We start from the raw sequence: 16,443 nt of genomic DNA on the forward strand, positions 1-16,443 counted from the left end.
GCCGCACAGGAGTTACTTGGTGAGGTGCCCCGGCCCGAAGGCCTGGGGGAGCATCTCGGCGAGGGTCAGGATCCCCTCGGGGGTTTCCATCACGAGGTCGGGCCCGCCGTGCTCGTACAGGAGCTGGCGGCAGCGTCCGCAGGGCACCAGGATGTCGCCGTTGCCGTCGACGCAGGTGAAGTGGGTCAGCCGGCCGCCGCCCGTGCGGTGCAGTTCGGACACGAGCCCGCACTCCGCGCACAGGCCGATGCCGTAGGACGCGTTCTCGACGTTGCATCCGGAGACCGTGCGGCCGTCGTCGACCAGCGCGGCCACGCCGACGGGGTAGCCCGAGTACGGCGCGTACGCGCGGGTCATCGCCTCGTGCGCGACCGACCTCAGCGAAGACCAGTCGACGGTCACTTGCCCTGCCCCTTCCGGTACGGCAGCCCGTCCGCCTTCGGCATGCGCAGGCGCTGCGCGGAGAAGGAGAGGACGAGGAGGGTGACGAGGTAGGGCGCGGCGGTGACGAGCTGGCGGGGGACCTCGTCCGTGTTGGCGTACCAGATGAACATCACGGCCGCGATCACCAGCGAAACAGCCGCCGAGACGTACTTCTTCTTCCAGATCTGGTACGCCGCTGCCGCCACCAGGACCAGCGCGAGCAGCAGGAGCAGCGCGTGGACGTTGGTCGTGCCGCCGCGCAGGTTCAGGCTGTCGGTGTAGCCGAAGAGGCCCGCGCCGAGGGCGAGGCCGCCCGGCATCCAGTTGCCGAAGATCATGGCGGCGAGGCCGATGTAGCCGCGCCCGGCGGTCTGGCCGTCGAGGTAGACGTTGGACGCGACGATCGACAGGAACGCCCCGCCGAGCCCCGCGAAACCACCCGAGATGATGACGGCGATGTACTTGTACTTGTAGACGTTGACACCGAGGGACTCGGCCGCCACCGGGTTCTCACCGCAGGAGCGGAGACGCAGCCCGAACGCGGTGCGCCACAGCACCCACCAGGTCGCCGGGACGAGCGCGACGGCGACGACGGTCAGCGGGGACAGGTTCGTCACCAGACCGCCGACCAGACCCGCGATGTCGGAGACCAGGAACCAGTGCTTGTCGTTCAGGGTCTCCAGCCAGCTCGACAGACCCGGGATGTCGAAGTTGCCGAGCGAGTCGATCGGCGGGGACTGCTTGGAGGAGCCCTGCGGCGCGTCCTCGAACGTGAACTTCGACAGGTAGCGGGTCAGGCCGAGGGCCAGGATGTTCAGGGCCACACCGGAGACGATGTGGTTGACGTTGAAGGTGACGGTGGCGATGGCGTGCAGGACGGCGCCGATCGCGCCGCCGAGGATGCCGAAGACGACACCCGTCCACGGACCCCACTGATAGCCGGCCCAGGCGCCGAACCAGGTGCCGAGGATCATCATGCCTTCGAGGCCGATGTTGACGACGCCCGCGCGCTCGGCCCACAGACCGCCGAGCCCGGCGAGGCCGATCGGGACGGCGAGCCGCAGGGCGGTCGACATCTGGCCGGTGGAGGTGATGCCGTCGGCGCCGGAGATCAGGCGCACGATCGAGGTCAGGACCAGCACACCCGCGATGATCAGCAGGAGTACGGGCAGGGAGAGTTTGCGGCTGCCCTTGCCGGGCTGCTTCGCCTGGGGCTTGGCGACGGTCGCGGTGGCCATCAGACCGCCACCTCCTTCTTGACGTTCTGAGCGGCTTCGGCGGCGAGCTGCGCGCCGACCTGCTTCTGCTGGCGGCGCAGACCCCACTGCCGTACGGCCTCGTACGAGATGACGACGGCGAAGACGATCAGGCCCTGCATGATCGTGGCGATCTCCTTCTCGTACGCCACCGGCATGGCGTAGTCGAGCGCGGGGGACGCCTTGTCGAGGAAGGCCCACAGCAGCGCGGCGAGCGCGATGCCGCCGGGGTTGTTGCGGCCGAGGAGGGCGATGCCGATGGCGGTGAAGCCGAGGCCCGCCGGGAAGCTCAGGCTGTAGGTGTGCGCGTCGCCGAGGAGGAGCGGCAGGCCGGAGATACCGGCGACGGCGCCGGAGACCAGCATCGCGGTGACGACCATCCGCTTCGCGTCGACGCCGGACGCGGCGGCGGCCGTCTCGGACTCGCCGGTCGCGCGCAGGTCGAAGCCGAAGCGGGTGCGGTTGAGGACGACCCAGTACGCGATGCCGAGGGCGACGGCGAGGAAGACCAGGCCGTAGATCTCGCCGACGTCCGCGCCGAGGTTGATGCCGGGCATCCAGCCGGAGTCCTTCATGACGCCGGTCGTGACGTTGTCACCGACGAGGACGCCGAAGTTGTCGCGCAGGGTGAGGTAGCCGATGAGGCTGGTCGCGATCGAGTTCAGCATGATCGTCGCGACCACCTCGGAGACACCCCGGGTGACCTTGAGGACGCCCGCGATACCCGCCCACATCGCGCCGGTCAGCGCGCCGACCAGGAGCAGCAGCGGGATCTGGAGGAACCCCGGGAGCGCGACGTGCGCGCCGACGATCGCGGTGACCAGGGCGCCCAGGCGGTACTGGCCGTCGACGCCGATGTTGAACAGGTTCATCCGGAAGCCGAGGGCCACCGCCAGCGCCGCGATGTAGTACATCGACGCCTGGTTGATGATCAGGACCTGGATGTCGGAGTAGGGGATCTGCTCCAGCATCAGCCGGTACGGCTCGATCGGGTTCTTGCCGGAGGCGAGCAGCACGACCGAGGTCAGCAGGATCGCCGCGACGAGCGCGATGACCGGGCCGGCCACCGCGAGGAGCACGCGCTCCTTGTCGAACTTCTTCATCGGGCGTCGCGCTCCCCTTCAGTGCCGGTGCCTTCGGCGGATTCGGTGGCTTCGGCTTCTGCTTCGGCCTTTGCTTCGGCCTCGGCTGCGGCTTCGGTGGCGGTCTGATCATCGGCTTGTACGACGACGGGGGCCCCATCGGCGTCGGCCTCGGCCTCCTCCGTGTGCTCCAGGTGCCCGCTCGCCGCCCCGGTCATCGCCGACCCCAGCTCCTCCGGCGTGATCGTCGCCGGGTCCGCGTCCGCGACCAGCTTGCCGTCGTAGATGACCCGCAGCGTGTCGGAGAGGCCGATCAGCTCGTCGAGGTCGGCGGAGATCAGCAGCACCGCCAGTCCTTCCCGGCGCGCTTCCCGGATGCGGTCCCAGATCTGGGCCTGCGCGCCGACGTCCACGCCACGCGTCGGGTGCGCGGCGATGAGGAACTTCGGGTCGTGGCTCATCTCGCGGCCGACGATCAGCTTCTGCTGGTTGCCGCCGGAGAGGGAGGCGGCCGTGACGTCGATGCCGGGTGTGCGGACGTCGTACTCCTCGACGATCCGGCGGGTGTCGGCCTGGGCGCCCTTGGGGTCGAGCCAGAAGCCCTTCGCGTTGGGCTTCTCGGTGACGTGGCCGAGGATGCGGTTCTCCCAGAGGGGGGACTCCAGGAGGAGGCCCTGGCGGTGGCGGTCCTCGGGGATGTAGCCGACGCCGGACTCGCGGCGCTTGCGGGTCGGCCAGGGCGTGATGTCCTCGCCGAGGAAGGCGATCGTCCCGGAGTCGGCGTTCTTCGTGCCGATCAGGGCGTCGATCAGCTCGGTCTGGCCGTTGCCCTCGACGCCGGCGATGCCCATGACCTCGCCCGCGTGGATGGTGAAGGAGACGCCGTCCAGGACCTTCTTGACCTCGCCGGCCGCGGGCTGGCCCTCGACGCCGAGGGAGGCGCCGCCGGCGGCGTACACCGTCAGGTCCTCGACCGTGATGACCGCGCGGTCGGTGACCGTCGACTCGGAGGTCTCCGGCGTGGGGAGTTCGCTGCCGACCATCAGCTCGGCGAGCTGGCGGGGGGTCGTCTCGGAGGGGATCGCCGTGCCGACCGTCGTACCGCGCCGGATGACGGTGATGTCGTCCGCGACGGAGAGGACCTCGCCGAGCTTGTGGCTGATGAAGATGACCGAGAGGCCCTCGGACTTCAGCTCGCGGAGGTTGCCGAAGAGGGCGTCGACCTCCTGGGGGACGAGGACGGCGGTCGGCTCGTCGAGGATGAGGGTGCGGGCGCCGCGGAAGAGGACCTTGAGGATCTCGACGCGCTGGCGTTCGGCGACGCCGAGGTCCTCGACGAGGGCGTCGGGGCGCACCCCGAGGCCGTACCGGTCGGAGATCTCCTTGATCTTCTTGCGGGCGCCGGCGCCGATCCCGTACAGCTTCTCGCTGCCGAGGACGACGTTCTCCAGGACCGTCAGGTTGTCGGCCAGCATGAAGTGCTGGTGGACCATGCCGATGCCGCGCGCGATGGCGTCGCCGGGGCTCGCGAAGGCGACCTGCTCGCCGTCGACGGTGATCGTGCCCTCGTCCGGCTTCTGCATGCCGTAGAGGATCTTCATCAGCGTCGACTTGCCGGCGCCGTTCTCCCCGACCAGGGCGTGCACGGTGCCCGTGCGGACGGTCAGGTGGATGTCGTGGTTGGCGACGACACCGGGGAAGCGTTTGGTGATGCCCGCCAGCTCGACCGCGATCGGCGCTGCGGTGAGCGGAGGGCTGCTGGACGCGTCGATGGCGCACTCTCCTTGAGAAAGGGGCCATCTACGCGCGTAGCGCCCCTACTTTAAATAGAGCCCGGATCGGATCGGATGTTTTCGGCCGCGATCCGTTCCGAGCATTGTGCCGCGCGAACGGGGCACGGAGAGGCGATCCTCCACGTACCCCGTTCCTTGGCGGTAACGGTGTCATTACGACAGCCGAGACCCAGGGTCAGGCCGTCGTCTTGACCTTGATCGTGCCCGCCTTGATGCCCTCTTCCGCCTTCTTCACGGCGTCCTGGATCGCCGTGTCGCCGGCGAACTTCGGGTTCGAGTTGGAGAGGGAGACCCCGCCGTTGGAGAGGGAGCCGCGGACCTCGCCGGACTGCGGCTTGCCGTCGTGGACGGACTTCGCGAGGTCGTACACCGCGCCCTCGACGTTCTTCATGGCCGAGGTGAGGATGTAGTCCTTGTACGCGGCCAGCGCCTTCTGGTTGTACTGGTCGGAGTCGACGCCGATCGCCCAGATCTTCTTCGCGGCGGCGGCCTTGATGACGCCCTGGCCGGAGAGGCCGGCGGCGGCGTAGATGACGTCCGCGCCACCGTCGATCTGGCCGTCCGCGGCGGACTCGCCCTTGTCGGGGCTGGAGAAGCCGCCCTCGGCCGCGGTCTCGGTCAGGTACTGCGACTTGACCTTGACGCTTTTGTCCGTGTCCGTGACGCCCTGACGGAAGCCCGCCTCGAACTTCTGGATCAGCGGGACGTTCACACCGCCGACGAAGCCGACGGTCTTGGTCTTGGTGGCCTTCGCGGCGGCGACGCCCGCGAGGTAGGACGCCTGCTCCTCGTGGAAGACGAGGTCGGCGACGTTCGCGGCCTTGATCGTGTTGTCGTCGACGATGCCGAAGGTGGTCTTCGGGTACTTCGCGGCGACGTCCTTGACGGCGGGCGCGTACGCGTAGCCCACGCCGATGACCGGGTTGTAGCCCTGCTTGGCGAGGCTCTCCAGGCGCTGCACCTTGTCCGCGTCGGACTCGCCGTCCTGCGGCTCGACCGCGTTGGACTTGTAGCCGAATTCCTTGTCGGCCTTCTCCAGACCGGCGGTCGCGGCGTCGTTGAAGGACTGGTCGCCCTTGCCGCCGACGTCGTACGCGAGCGCGAGGCCCAGGTTCTTCTTCTCACCGGCCGACGACGAGGACGAGGTCGACGACGATCCGCAGGCGGAAACGGTCACAGCGAGAGCTGCGGTACAGACACCCGCGAGGGTGAGACGGGAAACCCGGCGCATGGTGCGAGACTCCTTTGTGCAAGCGCCCTATACCAGGCGCTGGTTCCGCGGCAGCGTAACGCGCGTAGACCGGCAGGAAAAACCCTTCTGTCCGCTCCGTTACCGACCTGTGGCCACATTCGTGTTTCAGATTACGGACAGCAATACGCCCCTCGCTTCACGCGAGGGGCGTACGGGTGAAAAGCCAGGATCACTTCGTGGTCTTGACCGTCACCTTGCCGTCGATGATGTCCTTCTTGGCCTTGTCCACGGCCGCGACGACGTCCGTCATCGCCTTGTACTTCGGGTTGGTGTCGGAGAACCCGACGCCGTCGTTCGACAGCGACCCGCGCACCACGCCGGTCAGCGGCTTGCCGTCCACGACCGACTTGACCAGGTCGTACACCGCGCCGCCGACGTTCTTCGTCGCCGAGCCGAGGATGTAGTCCTTGTACGCCTTCAGCGCGGACTGGCTGTACTGGTCGGAGTCGACGCCGATCGCCCACACCTTCTTGGCGGCGGCCTCGCTGATGATGCCCTGGTTGGACAGGCCGGCCGCGCCGTAGACGACGTCCGCGCCCGCGTCGATCTGGCCGCTCGCCCCCGCCTTGCCCTTGTCGGGGCTGGAGAAGCCGCCCTCGGCGGGGGTCTCCGTCAGGTACTGCGACTCGATCTTGATGGTCTTGTCGACGGACTGCACGCCCTGGACGAAGCCCGCCTCGAACTTCTGGATCAGCGGGATGTTCACGCCGCCGATGAAGCCGACGTGCTTCTTCTTCGTGGCCTTGGCCGCGGCGACGCCCGCGAGGTAGGAGCCCTGCTCCTCGTGGAAGACCATGTCGGCGACGTTGGCGCCCTGGACGGTCTCGTCGTCGATGATGCCGAAGGTGACCTTCGGGAACTTCGCGGCGACCTCCTTGACGGCGGGCGCGTAGACGAAGCCGACCCCGATGACCGGGTTGTAGCCGGCCTGCGCGAGCTGGGTGAGGCGCTGGACCTTGTCCGCGTCCGACTCGCCGTCCTGCGGTTCGACGTCCCGGCCGGGGATCTTGAACTCGGCCATGGCCTTCTCCATACCGGCGTACGCGGCGTCGTTGAAGGACTGGTCGCCCTTGCCGCCGATGTCGTACGCGAGGCCGATCCCCTTGCCGGAGTAGCCGCTCGACCCGCTGGACCCGGACGACGATGGCTTGGACCCGGCGCTGCTGCTCGACTCACCACAGCCGGCCGCGGCGAGCCCGACGACCGCGACCGCGGCGGCGACTCTCACACTCCTGGACAACTGACGCATGGCACACACCCTTTACTTCCCCACGGCACCGTGACCGGCCCGTTTTCCCCATGGCGGAGCCCTCCTCGAAGGCTCCCCCAACAAGCCGTTCTCGGTGGCGATTTCGGGCACCGTAACGCGCGTAGAAGGGCAGGGGAACAGGGTTTCTCCCGGCCGTTATCGATTCGTGCCGGTGGCGCGTTACGGCCGGGCACCAGGGGTTACACGAGGGTGACGCAATACGACGAAGGGGCGCGTTCCGGATATACCGGCACGCGCCCCTGGGGCCGGCGTTACGCCGTCCTCGTCGCCGCGTCCAGCAGGGCGGCGGCGGTGAACAGCTCCACGCCTACGGTGATCGCGTGCTCGTCCGCGTCGAAGTTGCCCTGGTGCAGGTCGCGCACGGTCCGCTCACCCGGGGTCCGCACGCCCAACCTGGCCATCGCGCCCGGGACTTGCTCCAGGTACCAGGAGAAGTCCTCACCGCCCAGGCTCTGTTCGGTGCCCTCCACCGAGGCCGCGCCGCGCCGCGCGGTCATCGCGTCCCTCAACAGGCCGGTGACCTCGGGGTCGTTGACGACCGGGGGGACGCCTCGGACGTACGTGATCTCCGACTTCGCGTGGTGCATGTTCGCGACCTCGTCGATCGCCGCGACGACGATGTCCGGGGCCGCCCGCCATGCCTCGATGTCCAGGCAGCGGACCGTGCCCGAGAGCTCCGCGTGCTGCGGGATCACGTTCGGGGCGTGGCCGCACTCGATCCGGCCCCAGGTCACCGCGAGCCCCGCGCGCGTGTCGACACGCCGTCCGACCAGGGCGGGTACGTCCGTGACGACGCGGGCCGCCGCCGTGACCAGGTCCGTCGTGAGGTGGGGGCGCGCGGTGTGGCCGCCCGGGCCGTCCAGGGCGATCTCCAGGCGGTCGCAGGCCGAGGTGATCGCGCCCTCCCTGATGCCGATCCTGCCCGCGTCGACCCTCGGGTCGCAGTGCACGGCGACGATCCTTCCGACGCCCTCCAGGACGCCGTCCTCGATCGCGTCCGCCGCGCCGCCGGGGAGGATCTCCTCCGCCGGCTGGAAGATCAGGCGCACGGGGCGGGGGAGGCGGCCCTGCTTGTGCAGCTCCGCCAGCACCAGGCCGGCGCCGAGGACGACGGTCGTGTGGACGTCGTGGCCGCAGGCGTGGGCCCGGTCGGGGACGGTGGATCTGTAGGCGCAGGTGGATTTGGTGTCGGGGATGGGGAGGGCGTCGATGTCGGCGCGGAGGGCGAAGATGCCGGGGGGTGTGACGCCGGGGGCGGTCGGGGTGGCGGTGGGGGAAGCCTTCACGCCGGGTGCCTTCGCGGTGGCGGCGGGGGAAGCCTTCGTGCCGGGGGCCGTTCCCGACTCCGTTCTGTCACCCGGCGTGTTCTCTTCCACGCCGATGTCGCATACGAGTCCGGTGCCTCCCGACAGGACACGCGGCTTCAGGCCCGCCTTCTCCAGGCGGGACTTGATCGCGGCCGTCGTGCGGAACTCCTGGTTGCCGAGTTCGGGGTGCATGTGGACGTCGCGGCGGAAGGCGACGAGCTCGGCGAACAGGGCCTCCGGAAGGACGCCGGGGAGCTGGGGTTCTCCGGCGGGGTCGGCCTCGGACTCTCGGGACATCAGTTGCTTCACCCTCTGAAGGGTAGGACGCCGAGGTGGTCAACTGACCCGCGAACCAGAAAACTTCAGCCCGTCAGGCGAAGAAAAGTGGCCGCGCGGCGCATGGCTGGCAGGGCGGATGGGTAAACTCGCCCGCTCGTGCGAAGGGGTACCGCGAGGAGCGATCCGCAAACCCGTCCGGGGGTTCCCCGGACCACCACCCTTATCACGGGAGATCGATCGCGCGCTGGGCCTGTCCAACTGGTGAAACCGGTTGCTGCGCAGTTACTTTGCGTGGCGGCAGGGCCCAGAGCAGGGCCACCGCGAGAACGGCCCCGATGGGCAGCAGCCACGGCAGCGCGCCGGCCGTGGCGAACGGTCCGATGATCAACCCCGTTACTCCGGCGGCGAGTTGCAGAGACAGCGACTGGACGGACAGGGCGGTGGCTCGCCGGTCGTCGGGGACGCGGTGGTGCAGCAGCTCGTTCAGGCCGGGGCCGAGAACACCGAGAGTGACGTAGAAAGCCCCGTACCCGACGACCGCGACGGCATCCCCACCGAGCGCCAGCAACGCGAGCGCCCCGGCCAGCACCCCCGTCCCCACCACCACGCCCCGCCGCCCACCCCCCACCAACGCCGCGAGCTGACTCCCCCCGGCCGAACAGAGAAACCCGACGGTCGCAAGCCCGGCATACCCCACCGCCCCGGACTCGGCCCCACCGGTGACCCCGGCGACCCGCCCCGGCACGAGCAACTCGACAACGGCCAGCGCACTGCCTGCGGCGGCGGCACTGAGCAGGACACGTCGGACGATGGCGTCCTGCGCGGCTAGACGGAGGCCGCCGAGGATGGTGGCGGGGATGGCGCGGAGGGTGGGGGATTTGCGCGGGGTGCCGTCGAGGGGCGGGCAGGGCCCACTGGGCTGCTCGCGCGAGGCGCCGTCGAGAGGCGGGCGGGGGTCGGGGCGAGCGGCGTCGGAAAGCGGGTGAGGGGCGGGGGGAGCAGGGTCGAGAGGCGGGTGGGGATCGGGGCGGGGGGCGTCGGAAAGCGAGCGGGGTTCAGGGGCGGCGGCGTCGAGGAGCGGGTGCGGGGCGGGGTGAGCGGTGTCGAGGAGCGAGCGGGAATCAGGGCGGGTGCCGTCGAGGGGCGGGCGGAGATCAGGACGAGCGGCGTCGGAAAGCGAGCGGGGTTCAGGGTCGGCGGCGTCGAGGAGCGGGTGCGGGGCGGGGTGAGCCGCGTCGAGGGGCTGCCTCCGGTGGGGAGTTTCGTGGAGGGCGAGGAGTGAGTGGGCCGTGTATCCCAGTGCGGACAGCGCCGCGAGCAGCATCGGTGTCGACAAGGGGAGGACCGTACCCCCGGTCGCCCCGCGCAGGTCGTCCGCGTACCCGCCGAGCAGCCACGGCAGCGCTCCCCCGGCGACCGTCCCCACGGCCAGCGCCACGGACGACGCGGTCGCGCCGCGCGCGAGGCCCGTACGGAGGTCGGCGGCGGGCCCCTCCGAGGCGCGTACGGAGTCGACGTACCAGGCTTCTGCGGGGCCACTGGACAGGGCCCGCGCGGCGCCGAGCAGGCCGGTGCCGATGCCGAGGACCACGGCCGTACCGCCGAGGGCGATCAGCAGGAACGCGGCGCACATCAGGAGACCGGCGGCGGCCAGGACACCCCGGCGCCCGACGACGTCGGAGAGCCCGCCGGTCGGCAGCTCCAGAGCGGCGGCGGTGAAGGAGTGCACGGCGACGACACCCGCGACGGTGCCGGGGGTGAGCCCACGCTCGGCGAGAAGCAGCACGAGGGGGGCGATGCCCAGGCCGACGGGGAGCCAGAAGAGGGCGGTGTTGACGACGTAGCGGCGGCGGAAGGTCACGTGGCGTCCTGGGAGAGGGGCGCACTGTCCGGGGCGGGGGCCGCGCTGTCGCGGACGGGGTCCGTGCCGCGCCGGGCAGAGCCCCCGCCCTCCCGAGCAGGGCCCTCACTGCCCCGGGCAAGGGTCGCGCCCTCGCCGGCAAGGCCCACGTCGCCCCCGGCAAAGCCCGCGCCCTCCCGGGCAGGGCCCACGCCCTCGCCGGCAAGGCCCACGCCGTCCGGGGCGGGATCCGTGCCGTCCCCGGAGAGGTCCGCGTCCCCCTCAAGGCCCGCCCCCTCCCCCTCGGCGTCCGCGTCACCGCGTGGCAGGCCCGCGAGGACCAGGACGACCTGGCGGGCTCGGGGGTCGGCTTCGTCTCGGCGGCGGAGTTCCTCGACCTTTGTGTCGAAGAGGTCCGTGAGTTCCGCGAGGGATTCGGGGGTGAGGCGGGGCAGGGCGTCCGAGATGCCCGCGGCCGCGATCCATTCGGGGCCCAGGAGTCCCACCGTGACGTCGTTCTCGTACCGGCGGGCCGCCGCCGCGAGGTGTTCGGCCTGGAGACGGCGGGCCATTCCGACGAACGCCTGCCCGGCGGGGTCCTGTTCCATCACCGCGTTGTCCCAGGAGGTGACGAGGTGGACGGCCCGCCAGCGCCGCTCGCGGCCGTCCCGGTGCTCGGCCTCCGCGATGAACGCGTACTTCGCGAGCACCCGCAGGTGATAGCTGGCCGACGCGGAGGACTCCCCCGTCCGCACGGCCAGCTCGCTCGCCGTGGATGGTCCGAGCTCCCGCAGCAGGCCGAGGAGCCGGATGCGCAGAGGGTGGGTGAGGGCCTTGAGCGCGGCGGCGTCGCGGGCCGGATCGAGGACGCGCTGCCGATCGTCGTCACTGTCCATGGGAGGGACGTTAGCCGCCCGCCCGAAGTTTGCCAAATAGTTTTTGGAAAACTTCTTCGGGAAACCTGCCGGCCGACTCCGGCGGATAGGGTCCCCTCGTGACGGACGCGGACTTCATACGCAACACTCGGGACTCGTACGACAAGATCGCCGAGGACTACACGGAGCAGTTCCCCAGCGGCCTCGGCGACCGGCCCGTGGACCGCGGACTCGTGGCCGCCTTCGCGGAACTCGTCCGGGCGAGAGGCCCCGAACCCGTCGCCGACCTCGGCAGCGGACCGGGACACGTGACGGCCCACCTCCGCGACCTCGGCCTCCAGGTCTTCGGCGTCGACCTCTCCCCCCGCATGGTCGCGCTGGCCCGCCAGTCGCACCCCGGACTCCGCTTCCACGTCGGCTCGATGACCGCGCTGGACCTGCCGGACCAGACCCTCGGCGGCATCTTCTCCCTCTTCTCGGTCATCCACGTCCCCGAGTCCGAACTCCCCGCACTCTGCGAGGAGTTCAGCCGCGTCCTGGTCCCCGGCGGCTACGCCCTCCTCTGCTTCCAGACGGACCCGGCCACCACCCGCCTGCGCCTCACCGAACGCTTCGGCCACGACATCACCCTCGACTACCACTGGCACGACCCGACCCGCGTCGCCGAACTCCTCACCGAGGCGGGCCTCTTGGTGGAGGCACACTGCGTCCTGCAACCACCGGAGGGCGCGAACAGACCGAGGGCGTTCCTGCTGGCACGGAAGAGGTAGGGCGGGGGGAGGGGGCGGGCTGCGCCCCCTCCCGGAACCGGGGATGGGCTACGCCCCCGTCCTCCCCACCTCGCTCCCCCGCCCCCCGAACTCCTCCGCCGCCCCCGGCATCGCGATCGACCGGTCCCCCGCCGTCTCCAGCAGTGCCCGCAGCCCCTCCACCAGCCCGGCCCGTGCCCGGGGCGGTACGCCGTCGACGAGTTTCTCGATCTCGCGGCGGCGATGGTCCAGCACCTGCCGTACGAGTTCCTCCCCGCGCCCGGTCAGCCGGAGGACGACCTCGCGCCGGCTGACCTCGCTGGCCCGCCGGTCGACGAGCCCGACCTGTTCCAGCCGCATGACGGACCGCAGCGCGGTGGACGAGTTCACGCCCAACACCTCGGCGAGGACGGCCAGTTTGACGGGCCCGCACCCTTCCAGCGCGACGAGTGTCCGCAACTGGGCCAGCGACAGGGACTCGTCGACCTCGGCGAGCGCCCGCGCGGACATCTCCATGACCAGCCGGGACGCGGCCATCACGACGGACACGAGGTCGTCGGACCGTACGGAGGAGTCAGTCACGGTCTCTCACCACACCCCTCACCACACCTCTGACCGGCGAGTTCTCAGCCATGCGCGCTCCTGCCCCATGCCGCGACGAACATCCCTGGCCGCAGCATCCACAGCAAGGCCGCCGATGCACAACCCCACGGCGCCCGGTCAGGCCATGCTCACCGACGCCAGCCGATGCACGTCCCGCGCCGTCCCCGTCACCCCGGAGAGGAACCCCTGCGCCCGGGGAGACGCGCCGGTCGTCAGCCACGCGGGGTCGATGTCGCAGACGGTGACCCGGACCCCGGTCCCGGCGAGAGCGATCGGCAGGGTGTGCACGACAGTTGAGGGAAAGCTCAGGATCGTACGCCCGATGGGCCCCCGCCGGGCGATGAGTTCGAGGGGGAGTTCGGGCCGGACGATCTCCAGACCGGTCCGGGCGTGGAGCCGGTGGAGTTTCTCCGTGGACTCGCGGCGGTGCGCGAAGTACCGGGTCACCCCATGGGTCCCGGCGAGTCGGTGGACGGCCTCCAGATACCGTTCCTCGTCGACAACTCCCGTCTCCACCAGGGAGGTTCCGACCATGTCCGCCCCCTTGGTGACGGACGGCGGCCCGAACCGCTCGCGGGTCCAGGCGAACGTGTTCTCCGTGAGCCGTACGTCCTTCGGCGCGTCCTCGATGGGCATCGCCGAGAACACCTCGACGTGCCGCCGCGCGGTGGGGGTGAGCCGGCGCCGCGCGGACGAGGAGACGGGCGCGAAGACGAGGTCTCGCGGACCGGGCCGGCCCCCCTTGCGGTGCCACCGCACGAGCCGTTCCCCGCGCGCGAGTTGACCCACGAACTCCATGGTCGCGGTCCCGTCGTCGACGACGACGAGTTCGGACGCCTTGGTGATGGTCAGCAGCAGCTGCACGTACCGGGAGAACGGATCCCCCATCACGACACGCCCGGCACCGCGCAGCAACCGCGACAGCCCCCCGACGGTCCGGAAGGGCGCCGCGGTACCGCCCCGCGCCTCCTCCCACCGCACCACATGCCCGTCCCCCCGCGCGAGTTCGGCCATCCGCCGCAACTGCCCCCGGGTCATGGGGTCGTTGGGAGCCAGCACGACGAGCACGAGCCCCGATACCGCCCCGGCTCCCGACCGACCGCGCATTCCGGCTGAGTCACCGGTCCCGGCGCCCGAACTACCGCGCATCCCAGCCGAGTTACCGGACCTGGCTCCTGAACTACCACTGGGCCCCGCGGAGTTGCGCACCCCGGCCTGCGAACCACCGCCGGTCCCAGCCGAGTTGCCCACCCCGGCCCGCGCCCCCGGCACCTCTTCAGCGCCGGGCGCGCGGTCCGGGTCCGGCGTACCGTCCGGTCCCAGCCCACGGGCGTACGCCCACTCCAGGACATTGAGCAACTGCACCGGACTCTCGACGAACGCGAGCGTCGTGGGCATCTCGGCGTGAGGGCTCATCCTCGTACGGCCATCCCGTCGTAAGGCGTAGCGGGGCACAGGGTTCAGACGGTGAGCGGCTCGCCCGCGGCGTCCGCGATCTCGGCCTCGGCGACGACGCCGGCGACACGGCGGAGCTTCTTCATGGGGCCGAGCTCGGACTCGTAGACCTTCTTGACGCCGTCGCCGAGGGACTCCTCGATGGTGCGGATGTCGCGGACGAGGCGCGCGAGGCCGCCGGGCTCGACGGAGGCGGCCTGGTCGGAGCCCCACATCGCGCGGTCGAGGGTGATGTGGCGCTCGACGAAGGTCGCGCCGAGGGCGACGGCGGCCAGCGTGGTCTGCAGGCCCGTCTCGTGGCCGGAGTAGCCGATCGGGACGTTGGGGTACTCGGCCTGGAGGGTGTTGATGACGCGCAGGTTCAGCTCCTGCGCCTTCGCCGGGTAGGTCGAAGTGGCGTGGCAGAGCAGGATGTTGTCGGAGCCGAGGACCTCGACGGCGTGCCGGATCTGCTTCGGGGAGGACATGCCGGTGGAGAGGATGACCGTACGGCCGGTGGCGCGCAGCGCGCGCAGCAGCTCGTCGTCCGTCAGCGAGGCGCTCGCGACCTTGTGCGCGGGGACGTCGAACTTCTCCAGGAAGGCGACGGCCTCGGTGTCCCACGGGGACGCGAACCAGGCGATCCCCTTCTCCTTGCAGTACGCGTCGATCTGGCGGTACTCGTCCTCGCCGAACTCGACGCGGTGGCGGTAGTCGATGTACGTCATGCGGCCCCAGGGGGTGTCCCGCTCGATGTCCCACTGGTCGCGCGGCGTGCAGATCTCGGGCGTGCGCTTCTGGAACTTGACGGCGTCGCAGCCGGCTTCGGCGGCGGCGTCGATCAGCTTGAACGCGTTGTCGAGGTCACCGTTGTGGTTGATGCCGATCTCGCCGCAGATGTAGACGGGGCGACCGGCGCCGGCCTCGCGCGAACCGAAGCTGCGGATACGGGAGTTGGTGCTCATGGCGGGGTGTTTCCTTACTGGGTGAGGGTGTCGAGCGAGGGTCCGAGGAGCCAGCCGGCGATCTCGCGGATCGCTCCGTCACCGCCGGCTGTGGCGGTGACCGCGCGGGCGGCGCCCCGGACGACGTCGTGGGCGCTGGCGACAGCCACCGGCCAGCCGACGAGGGCGAAGCAGGGAAGGTCGTTGACGTCGTTGCCGGCGTAGAGGACGCGCTCGGGCGCGATGCCCTGGTCCTCGCACCACTGCTTGAGCGCGAGGTCCTTGCGGTCGATGCCGTGCAGGACGGGGATCCTGAGCTTGCGGGCCCGGGCGGCGACGACCGGGTTCTGCTCGGTGGAGAGGATGAGGAGCTTCTTGCCGCTGCGGCGCAGGGCGGCGATGCCGAGCCCGTCGCCGCGGTGGACGGAGACGAACTCGCGGCCGTCCTGGTCGATCATGACCCGGTCGTCGGTCTGCGTCCCGTCGAAGTCGATGACGACGGCGTCGACTTCGGCGCCGGTCGGCAGGCCGCCCGCGCGTTCGGAGTCGAAGAGGGGCGCCAACGCCCGTGCGCGCGCGAGGTCGTGGGGGTCGTCGATCTCCAACACCCGTGCGGGGTCGGTGCGGACGAGTTCGGTGCGGCCGAAGAAGCGGTGGTTGTGGCTGCGGAACCCGGCCGCGTCCATCGCGTACGCGGCGCCGGTCTCCAGGAAGTCCTGCGGCCGGTCCTGGCGGCGCGGCCGGTACGCCTTGTCGTGGTTGACGCCCTGCCCGCCCTCGGTCTCCTCCCGCCACACGAATCCGTGGAAGGAGGCGACGGTCACGGCGGTGTCGGCGCCCTTCTCGACGACGGCGGCGGCGACCCCCTCGACGTCCTCGCGGATCACGAACGGGCTGGTGCACTGCACGAGCAGCACGACGTCGACGGGCGCACCGTGCGCCGCCTCGTGCGCGTCCATCGCGTGCAGGACGGCCGCCTCGGAGGTCGCGGTGTCCCCGGCGATGACGGCGGGCCGCAGCACGACCTCGGCGCCGGCCTCGCGGGCGGCGGCGGCGATGCCGTGGTCGTCGGTGGAGACGACGACATCGGTGACCAGCCGCGCGGCCAGACACTCCCGCACGGCTCTCGCCACCAGCGGCACACCCCCGACCGGCGCGAGGTTCTTCGCGGGAACCCCCTTGGAGCCGCCCCGCGCGGGAATCACGGCAAGCACCCGGCGAGGTGAACCGCCTTGTACTGCTTGCGAGTTGGACATGGAGTGAACTCCTTGTGGGGAATCTGGGGGCACCGGGGACCCGGTGGGTGTCGCGGGAAGGCCGCTCGCGGCGGGCGCAC

At 70.8% G+C, this 16,443-nt stretch carries 14 protein-coding genes; 1 reads left to right on the forward strand and 13 read right to left on the reverse strand.

The features are described from left to right. Window positions 1-12: 12 nt before the first annotated feature. The 9 genes from ACLZOT_RS42205 to ACLZOT_RS42245 all read right to left on the reverse strand — a co-directional run bounded on the left by ACLZOT_RS42205 (window position 13) and on the right by ACLZOT_RS42245 (window position 11,398). Window positions 13-402: a cytidine deaminase gene (locus ACLZOT_RS42205; RefSeq protein WP_416974525.1), complete on the reverse strand. Its 390-nt coding sequence runs from the start codon at window positions 400-402 to the stop codon at window positions 13-15. Further along, window positions 399-1,661, reverse strand: a complete 1,263-nt coding sequence (locus tag ACLZOT_RS42210) for an ABC transporter permease (protein ID WP_416974526.1) — start codon at window positions 1,659-1,661, stop codon at window positions 399-401. Before ACLZOT_RS42210 ends, ACLZOT_RS42205 begins: the two co-directional genes overlap by 4 nt. Continuing rightward, the gene (locus tag ACLZOT_RS42215; protein WP_416974527.1) at window positions 1,661-2,782 is read right to left on the reverse strand and encodes an ABC transporter permease; all 1,122 of its coding nucleotides are present in this window, start codon (window positions 2,780-2,782) and stop codon (window positions 1,661-1,663) included. The genes ACLZOT_RS42210 and ACLZOT_RS42215 overlap by 1 nt, the downstream gene beginning before the upstream one ends. Beyond that, window positions 2,779-4,494: an ABC transporter ATP-binding protein gene (locus ACLZOT_RS42220; RefSeq protein WP_416974610.1), complete on the reverse strand. Its 1,716-nt coding sequence runs from the start codon at window positions 4,492-4,494 to the stop codon at window positions 2,779-2,781. Before ACLZOT_RS42220 ends, ACLZOT_RS42215 begins: the two co-directional genes overlap by 4 nt. Window positions 4,495-4,729: 235 nt before the next feature. Beyond that, window positions 4,730-5,785, reverse strand: a complete 1,056-nt coding sequence (locus ACLZOT_RS42225; protein WP_416974528.1) for a BMP family lipoprotein — start codon at window positions 5,783-5,785, stop codon at window positions 4,730-4,732. 190 nt (window positions 5,786-5,975) lie between these two features. Continuing rightward, complete coding sequence (locus ACLZOT_RS42230) at window positions 5,976-7,055, reverse strand: BMP family lipoprotein (RefSeq protein ID WP_416974529.1); 1,080 nt, start codon at window positions 7,053-7,055, stop codon at window positions 5,976-5,978. Window positions 7,056-7,327: 272 nt separating this feature from the next. After that, the gene (locus tag ACLZOT_RS42235; protein ID WP_416974530.1) at window positions 7,328-8,680 is read right to left on the reverse strand and encodes an amidohydrolase; all 1,353 of its coding nucleotides are present in this window, start codon (window positions 8,678-8,680) and stop codon (window positions 7,328-7,330) included. Between the two features lie 205 nt (window positions 8,681-8,885). Next, complete coding sequence (locus ACLZOT_RS42240; RefSeq protein ID WP_416974531.1) at window positions 8,886-10,523, reverse strand: MFS transporter; 1,638 nt, start codon at window positions 10,521-10,523, stop codon at window positions 8,886-8,888. Further along, the gene (locus tag ACLZOT_RS42245) at window positions 10,520-11,398 is read right to left on the reverse strand and encodes a helix-turn-helix domain-containing protein (RefSeq protein WP_416974532.1); all 879 of its coding nucleotides are present in this window, start codon (window positions 11,396-11,398) and stop codon (window positions 10,520-10,522) included. Before ACLZOT_RS42245 ends, ACLZOT_RS42240 begins: the two co-directional genes overlap by 4 nt. A 98-nt stretch (window positions 11,399-11,496) precedes the next feature. Here ACLZOT_RS42245 and ACLZOT_RS42250 point away from each other — a divergent pair, with 98 nt between their 5' ends. Continuing rightward, window positions 11,497-12,147, forward strand: a complete 651-nt coding sequence (locus tag ACLZOT_RS42250) for a class I SAM-dependent DNA methyltransferase (protein ID WP_416974533.1) — start codon at window positions 11,497-11,499, stop codon at window positions 12,145-12,147. A gap of 48 nt (window positions 12,148-12,195) precedes the next feature. Here ACLZOT_RS42250 and ACLZOT_RS42255 read toward each other — a convergent pair whose 3' ends face one another. From ACLZOT_RS42255 to ACLZOT_RS42270, 4 genes are all read right to left on the reverse strand, one after another. After that, on the reverse strand, window positions 12,196-12,708 hold the full coding sequence (locus ACLZOT_RS42255) for a MarR family winged helix-turn-helix transcriptional regulator (RefSeq protein ID WP_416974534.1): 513 nt from the start codon (window positions 12,706-12,708) through the stop codon (window positions 12,196-12,198). A gap of 138 nt (window positions 12,709-12,846) precedes the next feature. After that, window positions 12,847-14,145, reverse strand: coding sequence for a hypothetical protein (locus ACLZOT_RS42260; RefSeq protein WP_416974535.1), 1,299 nt, complete (start codon window positions 14,143-14,145; stop codon window positions 12,847-12,849). A gap of 44 nt (window positions 14,146-14,189) precedes the next feature. Then, window positions 14,190-15,128, reverse strand: a complete 939-nt coding sequence (locus ACLZOT_RS42265; protein ID WP_416974536.1) for an N-acetylneuraminate synthase family protein — start codon at window positions 15,126-15,128, stop codon at window positions 14,190-14,192. A gap of 14 nt (window positions 15,129-15,142) precedes the next feature. Then, the gene (locus ACLZOT_RS42270) at window positions 15,143-16,363 is read right to left on the reverse strand and encodes a cytidylyltransferase domain-containing protein (protein ID WP_416974537.1); all 1,221 of its coding nucleotides are present in this window, start codon (window positions 16,361-16,363) and stop codon (window positions 15,143-15,145) included. Window positions 16,364-16,443: the final 80 nt, after the last annotated feature.

The sequence above is a fragment of the Streptomyces sp. 4F14 genome (genome assembly GCF_048159485.1).
In the GTDB taxonomy this organism is placed as follows: Bacteria; Actinomycetota; Actinomycetes; order Streptomycetales; family Streptomycetaceae; genus Streptomyces.

Coding starts and splice junctions, on each gene's coding strand:
- ACLZOT_RS42210 (WP_416974526.1), bottom strand. CDS start 1,661: ATGGCCACCGCGACCGTCGCCAAGCCCCAGGCGAAGCAGCCCGGCAAG.
- ACLZOT_RS42215 (WP_416974527.1), bottom strand. CDS start 2,782: ATGAAGAAGTTCGACAAGGAGCGCGTGCTCCTCGCGGTGGCCGGCCCG.
- ACLZOT_RS42225 (WP_416974528.1), bottom strand. CDS start 5,785: ATGCGCCGGGTTTCCCGTCTCACCCTCGCGGGTGTCTGTACCGCAGCT.
- ACLZOT_RS42230 (WP_416974529.1), bottom strand. CDS start 7,055: ATGCGTCAGTTGTCCAGGAGTGTGAGAGTCGCCGCCGCGGTCGCGGTC.
- ACLZOT_RS42235 (WP_416974530.1), bottom strand. CDS start 8,680: ATGTCCCGAGAGTCCGAGGCCGACCCCGCCGGAGAACCCCAGCTCCCC.
- ACLZOT_RS42245 (WP_416974532.1), bottom strand. CDS start 11,398: ATGGACAGTGACGACGATCGGCAGCGCGTCCTCGATCCGGCCCGCGAC.
- ACLZOT_RS42260 (WP_416974535.1), bottom strand. CDS start 14,145: ATGAGCCCTCACGCCGAGATGCCCACGACGCTCGCGTTCGTCGAGAGT.
- ACLZOT_RS42265 (WP_416974536.1), bottom strand. CDS start 15,128: ATGAGCACCAACTCCCGTATCCGCAGCTTCGGTTCGCGCGAGGCCGGC.
- ACLZOT_RS42270 (WP_416974537.1), bottom strand. CDS start 16,363: ATGTCCAACTCGCAAGCAGTACAAGGCGGTTCACCTCGCCGGGTGCTT.